Origin of the sequence: uncultured Spongiibacter sp., assembly GCF_964011655.1 — a bacterium.
Classification (GTDB): domain Bacteria; phylum Pseudomonadota; class Gammaproteobacteria; order Pseudomonadales; family Spongiibacteraceae; genus Spongiibacter; species Spongiibacter marinus.
Genome location: NZ_CAXGPO010000037.1, coordinates 20,660 through 28,862 on the forward strand (window position 1 = coordinate 20,660; position 8,203 = coordinate 28,862).

The 8,203-nt window shown below is 58.1% G+C and carries 8 protein-coding genes; 5 read left to right on the top strand and 3 right to left on the bottom strand.

Annotation, left to right across the window (positions count from 1 at the left end):
* Positions 1-3: 3 nt before the first annotated feature.
* From ispE to ABNS66_RS13655, 3 genes are read right to left on the bottom strand one after another with little or no spacing between them, the layout of a single operon-like run.
* Positions 4-846 (bottom strand): 4-(cytidine 5'-diphospho)-2-C-methyl-D-erythritol kinase, encoded by an 843-nt coding sequence (gene ispE, locus ABNS66_RS13645; RefSeq protein WP_286839126.1) that lies wholly within the window; start codon positions 844-846, stop codon positions 4-6.
* On the bottom strand, positions 843-1,412 hold the full coding sequence (gene lolB, locus ABNS66_RS13650) for a lipoprotein insertase outer membrane protein LolB (protein ID WP_286839124.1): 570 nt from the start codon (positions 1,410-1,412) through the stop codon (positions 843-845). Before lolB ends, ispE begins: the two co-directional genes overlap by 4 nt.
* Positions 1,405-3,117 (bottom strand): tetratricopeptide repeat protein, encoded by a 1,713-nt coding sequence (locus ABNS66_RS13655; RefSeq protein WP_286839123.1) that lies wholly within the window; start codon positions 3,115-3,117, stop codon positions 1,405-1,407. Before ABNS66_RS13655 ends, lolB begins: the two co-directional genes overlap by 8 nt.
* A gap of 233 nt (positions 3,118-3,350) precedes the next feature.
* Between ABNS66_RS13655 and hemA the strand changes: the two genes are divergently transcribed.
* The 5 genes from hemA to ABNS66_RS13680 form a co-directional block, all read left to right on the top strand.
* Positions 3,351-4,628 carry a glutamyl-tRNA reductase gene (hemA, locus tag ABNS66_RS13660; protein ID WP_286693832.1) on the top strand — a complete coding sequence of 426 codons (1,278 nt, stop codon included), beginning with the start codon at positions 3,351-3,353 and terminating at the stop codon, positions 4,626-4,628.
* Between the two features lie 66 nt (positions 4,629-4,694).
* Positions 4,695-5,777 (top strand): peptide chain release factor 1, encoded by a 1,083-nt coding sequence (prfA, locus tag ABNS66_RS13665; RefSeq protein WP_286839120.1) that lies wholly within the window; start codon positions 4,695-4,697, stop codon positions 5,775-5,777.
* 22 nt (positions 5,778-5,799) lie between these two features.
* Positions 5,800-6,651, top strand: coding sequence for a peptide chain release factor N(5)-glutamine methyltransferase (gene prmC / locus ABNS66_RS13670; protein ID WP_286839117.1), 852 nt, complete (start codon positions 5,800-5,802; stop codon positions 6,649-6,651).
* Positions 6,648-7,403, top strand: a complete 756-nt coding sequence (gene moeB / locus ABNS66_RS13675; RefSeq protein WP_286839115.1) for a molybdopterin-synthase adenylyltransferase MoeB — start codon at positions 6,648-6,650, stop codon at positions 7,401-7,403. The genes prmC and moeB overlap by 4 nt, the downstream gene beginning before the upstream one ends.
* Positions 7,404-7,460: 57 nt before the next feature.
* The coding region (locus ABNS66_RS13680; RefSeq protein ID WP_348655353.1) for a DoxX family protein at positions 7,461-8,203 on the top strand (743 nt) is incomplete at its 3' end.

The following is an 8,203-nucleotide window of genomic DNA, read 5'->3' on the forward strand; positions in this document are numbered from 1 at the left end:
TCGTTACACCGTGGACAACGTTTTGTGCAGTGGCGAAAGATTAACACCCTTCGCAACAAAGCCCGATGTTGATGCAGGCTTTTGTGCCAAAACTGCTTCCGCAGCGCTCTTGCTGTCGAAGCTAGCGAACACACAGGAACCGGTGCCGGTTAGCTTCGCTGGAGCAAATTGATCTAGCCAATTCAAGGCTTTATCAACATCCGGATACAGTTTTCGCACCAAATTTTGGCAGCTGTTTCCGGTGGCCCCCTCAAGAAAGGCCGCTATTTTGATGGGAGAGGCATTGCGTGTCAATTGTTCGTGGCAAAAAATTTCTGCAGTGCTCACTTCGCAGTCAGGTCGCAGCACTAAATACCAGTATCCGGGGGTGTCCAACGGGCGTAATTTTTCACCGATGCCCTCAGCCCAGGCGGTGTGTCCGTGGATGAATACCGGAACGTCGGCGCCGAGGCTCAGGCCTAGCTCAGCCAGCTCGTCCAGGCCCAGGCCCAACTGCCAGATGTGATTGAGCCCCAGCAGGGTGGATGCGGCATCGGAGCTGCCGCCACCAATGCCGCCGCCCATCGGGAGGCGCTTGTCTAAACCGATATTGGCGCCAAGTGGGCGCTGCACATGCTCTCGCAACAGGCGCGCTGCGCGGAGGATCAGGTTGTTGTCGTCACTCACGCCGGCCAGCGGAGTAAGAAAGCGCAGTTCGTCATCGGCGCGCCCCTGCAGGTGAAGGGTGTCGCCGTAGTCCAGAAGTTGGAACAGCGTTTGTAATTCGTGATAGCCGTCGTCGCGCTGGCCGGTAATGTGCAGAAATAGATTGATTTTGGCCGGGCAAGGCAGGCTGAGAGTGTTCATTGTGCGCATTCCTGTTTGCCATTGCGCCATGATTTAACGATCAGTTTTAGCCGGGTATCGCCGCGTTGCGCTTCAATCAATTGGGGCAGGGCGTCGGTGCTGTCGTGTTGATAGCGGGCAAATTGAATCTGCCAGTCAAATTGCTCCAGCGAGCTAAGTTGCCCGGTTGCCGAAAGTTGCGCAGCCAGTGGCGCGTTGGGCGCGGCGCGCCCACGCAGCCAGTGGCGCAAAGCAGAAACGGGAACGGGCCAGCCGATATCGGCGGCAAGCGCTTCTGCGCTGGCGGCTCGGCGAACGTCGCCTTTATAAGTGAGTTGGGCGCCTGAGGGGTCGCTGATGATTTCGGCGCCGCCGACACCTACCGGGCCGGTCAGGCGTATTTTGGCGTAATGGTCGCCGCATTGTAGCCAGGTGATTTGGCTGCTCTCTTGCTGGCTGCCTTGCCACAGGCCAATTCGGCCTTGCATATGCCAGTGCTGCTCTCCGGGGGTGGCCGGAGGCAGGTTGCTACAGGCTGTGAGCACGGCCGCAGCGACAATGCTGATCAGGCGGATGTGTTTATTCATCGAGGAGTTTCAGTCGCTGTAAAGTGTCGTAGATAATGGGGCTGTTCGGCGTGTCTTGCAGGCCTTTCTGCCAAACCGCGCGGGCGGCATCCTCTCTGCCGAGTAACCAGTAGGCCTCGCCGAGGTGGGCGGCAATTTCGTGATCCTGACTTTGGGCAAAGGCGCGCTCAAGGTAGCTGAGTGCGGCCTCGGTCTTACCTTTAAGGAGCAACACCCAGCCGTAGCTATCCAATATGGCGGGGTCATCGGGCGATAGCTTGAGCGCGCGTTCGATTAAGCGCTGGGCCTCATCCAGTCGTGCACTGCGGTTGGCCAGCGTGTAGCCCAGCGCATTGAGGGCCGCGCTATTGTTTGGGTCGCGGTCGATAATGTAGCGCAGGTCCTTTTCCACGGCGGGCAGGTTTCCCAAACGCTCAGAAAACAGTGACCGCGCATAGCGCAATTCGGTGCTGTCCGGCAGTGTTTGTAAGCCCTGAGTCAGTAGTGAGAAGCCACGCTCGTCTAAATCGGCCTTGCGCAGAATTTCGGCTTCCAGCAAATAAATGAATTCAGCGTGTTCCGGTAGTGATTCGCGCCAGTCGGCCAGGCGCGACAGGGCCTGCTCGCGGCCCTCTGTCGATAGGCTGATACTGGCTACCCGCCGGCTGGCCTCATTGAATTCGGGTAGGCTGGTCGCCTGCTGGTAGTGCTGCAGGGCGTCGCTCCAGTCGCGCTCTTCTTCGGCGAGGCGGCCAAGTACATAGTGCGCCCGACTGCGTTGCTGCGGATTGGCGCTCAGGCTTTCCAGTTGTTGCTCGGCTTCTTCAGTATTGCTGAGCTCGCGGTTTATCAGCATTAGCTCCAGCAAGATATCGTGATCCTGTGGGTATTGCCGGGCCAGTACTTCATAGTGTGCCTTGGCTTGATAGACATCGACTTTAACCAGCTTGCGGCACAGGTCATGGCGCAGGCGCTTGTGTCTCGGGTTTTGGTCTACGGCGTATTTGAGTCGTTCTATCGCTTCGTTGTCGCGCCCGAGCTGGCTCAGGGTGCGCGTTTCAATGAGCAGGGCGTGGGGGTTAGTCGGCTCTTCATCCAATGCCAGGCGCACAAGTTCTAATGCGTCTTCCTCGCGCTGGCGGTATTGCAGCATAAGCGCCAGGGCAATACGCAGGCTGTTGTCGCTGGGGTGTTGGCTTTGGACAGTTTGCAGGGCCTCGAAAAAGGCATTTTTTTCAGCATCGGGGCGGCCAAGTGCCGTGGCTGCCATTGCTGCGAAATTGGTTTCATCGCCGAGTTCGAGCACCCGGATCATATGGGGGAGGCCGCTGAGCGGGTCGCCCAGGCGGGACAGCGCGCCGGCCAGTATATAGTGGGCCTCGCTGGCGCCGGCGTCGCGTTTTAGCCAGCGCTGCGCGTAAACTGCGGCGACGTTGTGTTGCTCCATATAGTCGGCGAGCCGCGCCGTGCTGGCAATCAGCTCAAGGTCGCCGGTGCGATCCGCCTGTCGGCGATAGTTGCTCAGGGCGGTATTGAGGTCGTGGTTGCGCAGCGACAATTCGGCGAGCAGCAGGTCGTAAACGCTGTCTTCCGGCAGGGCTCTGAGGGGCGCGCTCTTGTCTTCGGCGGCGACGGCTTTCTCCGGCTGGTGGTCTGCCGGTGTCAGGGCGCAGCCAGAGGCCAAGAGGAATAGGCCAATGAGGGTGTAGTGTAAGCGTTGTGACATTGTTGTCCTGCTGCGATGGCGCCGCGTTGTCGTCGCGGTGTAATGGCTGGAATAATCCTACCTTATTTCTATCGCCAGTTGGGCGACGCGTGCCATCTATGACCGCTGCGAGCAGGAATGATCACCGGCTGGCAGAGAAATCCCGGCTTGTTTTGGTAATAAAATCCACATTTGAACGCCAACTTGATAGAATCCGCGTCAGTTTTGCGCTCCTGACTCGGCTTCCCAACTGAATGAAATTGCTCCTTGTTGGCATCAATCATAATTCCGCCCCGCTTTCGGTAAGAGAGCGCGTGGCGTTCGTGCCTGAGCAAATTCACTTGGCACTGCAGGACGCCCTGGCCTGTGGCTTGGGTGAGGAGCTTGCCATTCTGTCTACCTGCAATCGCACTGAAATATACGCGTTGGGCGGTCAAGGCGATGCGGTTGACGACGCAAAGATGCTCGACTGGCTGTCGCGTTTTCACCATGTCGAGCGCAGCCATTTGGATGACTGCTGCTATATCAGTCGCGATAGCCAGGCGCTTCAACACATGATGGAAGTCGCCGCCGGCCTGGATTCTATGGTCCTGGGTGAACCGCAAATCCTGGGGCAGATGAAGTCAGCCTATGCGCTGGCAGCCGAGGCGGGTACCGCAGCCTCGGGCATGCATCAGCTGTTTTCACAGGTGTTTAGCGTTGCCAAGCAGGTGCGCACCGACACTGCCATTGGCGAGAACCCGGTGTCGGTAGCCTATGCCGCGGTGTCACTCACTCAGCATGTTTTCAGTAAATTATCCAAGTGTACGGCTTTGCTGATTGGCGCAGGCGAGACGATCGAGCTGGTGGCTCGTCACCTTCGGGAAAAGGGGGTGAAGCGCATCATCATTGCCAACCGCACCCTGGAGCGCGCGCGACAGCTGGGCGAGGAGTTCCAGGCAGAGGCGGTAATGCTGTCTGACATTCCGGCGTACTTGCGCGATGCCGATATCCTCGTGGCATCCACTGCCAGCCAGTTGCCGATTCTTGGTAAAGGCGCCGTTGAGGTGGCTCTGAAGAAGCGCAAACACCGGCCAATGGTGATGGTGGATATTGCGGTTCCCCGGGATATTGAGCCCCAGGTTGCCGAACTTGATGATGTGTATTTGTATACCGTCGACGACCTTCGTGAGATCGTTGACGAAAATAAGCGCGCGCGCGAGTCTGAGGCGCGCAAGGCGGATCAGTTAATTGTTGCGGCCATTGAAGAGTGGCAGGCACGTCTGCGGTCGCGCGGTGCCGTCGCTACCGTCAAAGACTTTCGCGCCAAGGCCGAGGGGCTGCGCGATGCCGAGCTGGAACGCGCGCGCCGGCAGTTGGCCAAGGGTGAGGATGCTGCCGTGGTGCTTGAACAACTGGCGCGGGGGCTGACGAATAAACTGATTCACAGCCCCACCACGCAGATAAAAGAAGCCGGCGCCAAGGGGCGCAACGACCTGGTCGACTGGGCCCGCGAGCTGCTCCAGCTGCGCGACCAGGACCGTGAAAACTAGCGCGGCACCCTCCGCGACTTTTGCATCACCACGTTTACTTTTCTATATGTAGCCAAGCGAGATTTTATGAAGGCGTCTATTCGCAGCAAACTGGAAAACCTGCTTGATCGGTACGAGGAGATAGGCGCGCTGCTTAGCGATGCCGATATTATCGCCGACCAAAATCGGTTTCGTGGCCTCTCGCAGGAATATGCAGAAATTGAGCCGGTAGTGGCCAGCTATGCGCGGTATCGCCAAGTGTGTGATGACTTGGACGAAGCGCGATTGATGCTAGATGAAGACGATGCCGACATGCGGGCAATGGCCGAGGAAGAAATTGCCGACGGCGAGCAGCAGCTTGAAACGCTCGAAACGGAGCTGCAGACCCTACTGTTGCCGCGCGACCCCAATGACTCCCACAACGTATTTTTAGAGATCCGCGCCGGTACCGGCGGTGACGAGGCGGCGATTTTTGCCGGCGATTTGTTCCGAATGTATTCGCGATTCGCCGAGTCCAAGGGCTGGAAGATTGAAGTGCTCAATGAGCGCCCCGGCGAGCATGGCGGCTACAAGGAAATTATTAGCCGTGTTGCGGGGCAGGATGTCTATGGCCATTTAAAGTTTGAGTCCGGGGCTCACCGGGTTCAACGCGTGCCAGAAACTGAGTCACAGGGCCGTATTCATACCTCGGCCTGTACCGTTGCCGTGATGCCCGAGTCGGAAGCGGCCGAAGAAGTAGAGATCAATAAAGGCGATTTGCGCATCGATACCTTCCGCGCCAGTGGTGCGGGTGGTCAGCACGTCAACAAGACCGATTCCGCCGTGCGTATTACGCATATCCCCAGCGGCATTGTGGTTGAGTGTCAGGATGAGCGCTCCCAGCATAAAAACCGGGCGCGGGCGATGTCGCTGTTGGCGGCCCGTATCAACGATGTGCGCAACAGTGAGCACCAACAAGCGCAGGCGGATCAGCGGCGTAATCTCGTCGGCAGCGGTGATCGCTCGGAGCGTATCCGCACTTACAACTTCCCTCAGGGAAGGGTGACCGACCACCGCATTAACTTAACGCTGTATAAGCTTGATGAATTTATGCAGGGCGACGTCGATCAAATCGTGGGTCCTCTGCGCCAAGAGCATCAGGCAGACTTGCTCGCGGCAATGGCTGAGTAAGGCAATGGTGGCGCCGGGTGCAATGAGTATTGCCGATGCGTTGGCGTGCCAGCACCAGCTTGAGTCAGTGAGTGATACGGCGGGGCTCGATGTCTCGCTGCTCCTTTGCCATGTGCTCGACAGGCCCCGCAGTTACCTCTATACCTGGCCCGAGCGGCTATTAGAGCCAGCGCAGCAGGCGCAGTTTTGCGCGCTTCTTGAGCGCCGTCGCACGGGGGAGCCGGTAGCGCATATCCTGGGGTATCGGGAATTTTGGTCTCTGCCTTTGCGGGTCAATGCGCATACATTGATTCCGCGCCCGGATACGGAGTGTTTGGTCGAGCTGGCGCTGAGTCTTTGCCAGAATAATGAGGCGGGTCGCCTGCTCGACCTTGGAACCGGTACGGGGGCATTGGCCTTGGCGCTGGCCAGTGAGTGGCCTCGCTGGCAGTGTTGGGCGCTGGATCGCTCCCCCGAGGCGGCGGCGCTCGCTGAACAAAACCGCCATGCACTGGGGTTGGATAATGTTTCTGTCGCGGTGTCGGATTGGTTTACGGCATTGGACGCGAGCCAGCCGTTTCATCTGATTATTAGCAACCCCCCATACATCGATGCTCAAGATCCTCACCTGGACCAGGGCGATGTGCGATTTGAACCTGCCTCCGCGCTGGTATCGCCCGAGAGTGGCTTGGCTGATCTGCGACACATTGTTGGCTCGTCGATGCCCTATCTGGCTGACAATGGCTATTTGCTGGTGGAGCACGGTTATCAGCAAGCATCAGCGGTGCGGACATTGTTTGTTTCGGCGGGCTTTGTCAGTGTGGAAACGCACCGCGATTACGGCGGCAACGAGCGTATGACCGTGGGGCAAAAGGTGGTGCAGGCCAAGTTATGAAAGAGTTAAGCGATCAGCAATTATTGCGCTATAGCCGGCATATCTTATTGCCAGAAATCGATGTGGCGGGGCAGCAAACACTGCTCTCCAGTCGCGTACTGGTTGTCGGCGTGGGTGGTCTGGGCTCTCCTGTGGCGATGTACCTGGCCGCTGCAGGTGTGGGCGAGCTGCACCTTGCCGATGGCGATACCGTTGAGCTCAGTAATTTGCAGCGTCAGATTGCGCATACCACTGCTGATATCGGTCGTCATAAAGTGGCCTCGGCGGCGCAGCGCGTTGCCGAGCTGAACCCGGATGTCTCGGTGCACGAATATGCGCAGCGACTCGAGGGTGAAGCGCTCGACGTGGCGGTGAGTTCTGTCGATATTGTTGTGGATGCCTGCGACAATTTGGCGACACGGTTTGCGGTGAACCAGGCCTGCTATCGCGCCGGTGTGCCGCTTGTTTCCGGCGCGGCCATTCGCGCTGAAGGGCAGCTTAGCGTTTATGATTTTCGTCAGGCCGATAGCCCCTGCTATCGCTGCCTGTATCACGAAGGCGGGGATGATTTGCGCTGCGCCGACAGTGGCGTGTTGTCTCCCCTGGTCGGTATGGTGGGCAGCATGCAGGCGATTGAAACAATTAAGTGCCTGCTTGCCTTGCCGGGCACACTTTGCGGCCGCTTGATGATTATCGACGCACTTACCATGGATATTCGCCAGTTGCGGCTTGGGCGTGACCCCGGCTGCCCGGTTTGCAGCGCTGGTCGATAATGGCATAGTGCGTCCATAAACCGGCACGACAACATTAATAACAAAGAGGGATTGCCGATGGTGCACGTATTGCGAGCCTATTATTTTTTTCACGACGGCGTGGTGGCGCTGCTCAAGCGCTTGGCGTTTATCTCACCGCTGATGATGCGTTTGTATCTGGCGCCGGTGATGATCGCTGCCGGGCTCAGCAAGGTCTATCATTTGGATGCAACGGCGCAGTGGTTTGAGCACAGCCTGGGGTTGCCTGAGCCAATGCTGATGGCGCAACTGGCAGCATATACCGAGCTGATTGGCGGCTTTTGCCTGCTTTTTGGTTTTGCTTTGCGCTGGGCGTGTATTCCGCTGTTAATTACCATGGCCGTGGCTGCGGTCACTGTGCATTGGCCAAATGGCTGGTTTGCGATCGCGCCCAGTGACCCTTTGAATAGCGCCGCCAAGCCGCTAGCCGATATTGGGCTGCCAGCCGCGCGGGAGAGTTTGGAAAACAGTGTAGAGGTGGGGCGCCGACTTGAGCGTGCTAGCGCCATTCTTCAGGAGCATGGCAACTACCCCTGGCTTACCGCGAAGGGAAATTTTGTCGTCCTGAACAATGGTATCGAATTTGCCGCGACCTACTTCATTATGCTGCTGGCGCTATTGTTCAGCGGCGCTGGGCGCTGGCTGAGTCTGGATTTTTATCTTGACCGGCAGTGTCGGGCGGCGATTGCTCGCTATCACCTGCAGCGAGCGTCGCAAAATTTGCAACCCGAACCCGAACCCGAACCCGAACCCGAACCCGAACCCGAACCCGAACCCGAACC

Excerpts from the sequence above, each read along its gene's own strand:
- ABNS66_RS13655 (WP_286839123.1), bottom strand. The coding sequence starts at position 3,117 with ATGTCACAACGCTTACACTACACCCTCATTGGCCTATTCCTCTTGGCC.
- prmC (WP_286839117.1), top strand. The coding sequence starts at position 5,800 with ATGAGTATTGCCGATGCGTTGGCGTGCCAGCACCAGCTTGAGTCAGTG.
- hemA (WP_286693832.1), top strand. The coding sequence starts at position 3,351 with ATGAAATTGCTCCTTGTTGGCATCAATCATAATTCCGCCCCGCTTTCG.
- prfA (WP_286839120.1), top strand. The coding sequence starts at position 4,695 with ATGAAGGCGTCTATTCGCAGCAAACTGGAAAACCTGCTTGATCGGTAC.
- lolB (WP_286839124.1), bottom strand. The coding sequence starts at position 1,412 with ATGAATAAACACATCCGCCTGATCAGCATTGTCGCTGCGGCCGTGCTC.
- ispE (WP_286839126.1), bottom strand. The coding sequence starts at position 846 with ATGAACACTCTCAGCCTGCCTTGCCCGGCCAAAATCAATCTATTTCTG.
- moeB (WP_286839115.1), top strand. The coding sequence starts at position 6,648 with ATGAAAGAGTTAAGCGATCAGCAATTATTGCGCTATAGCCGGCATATC.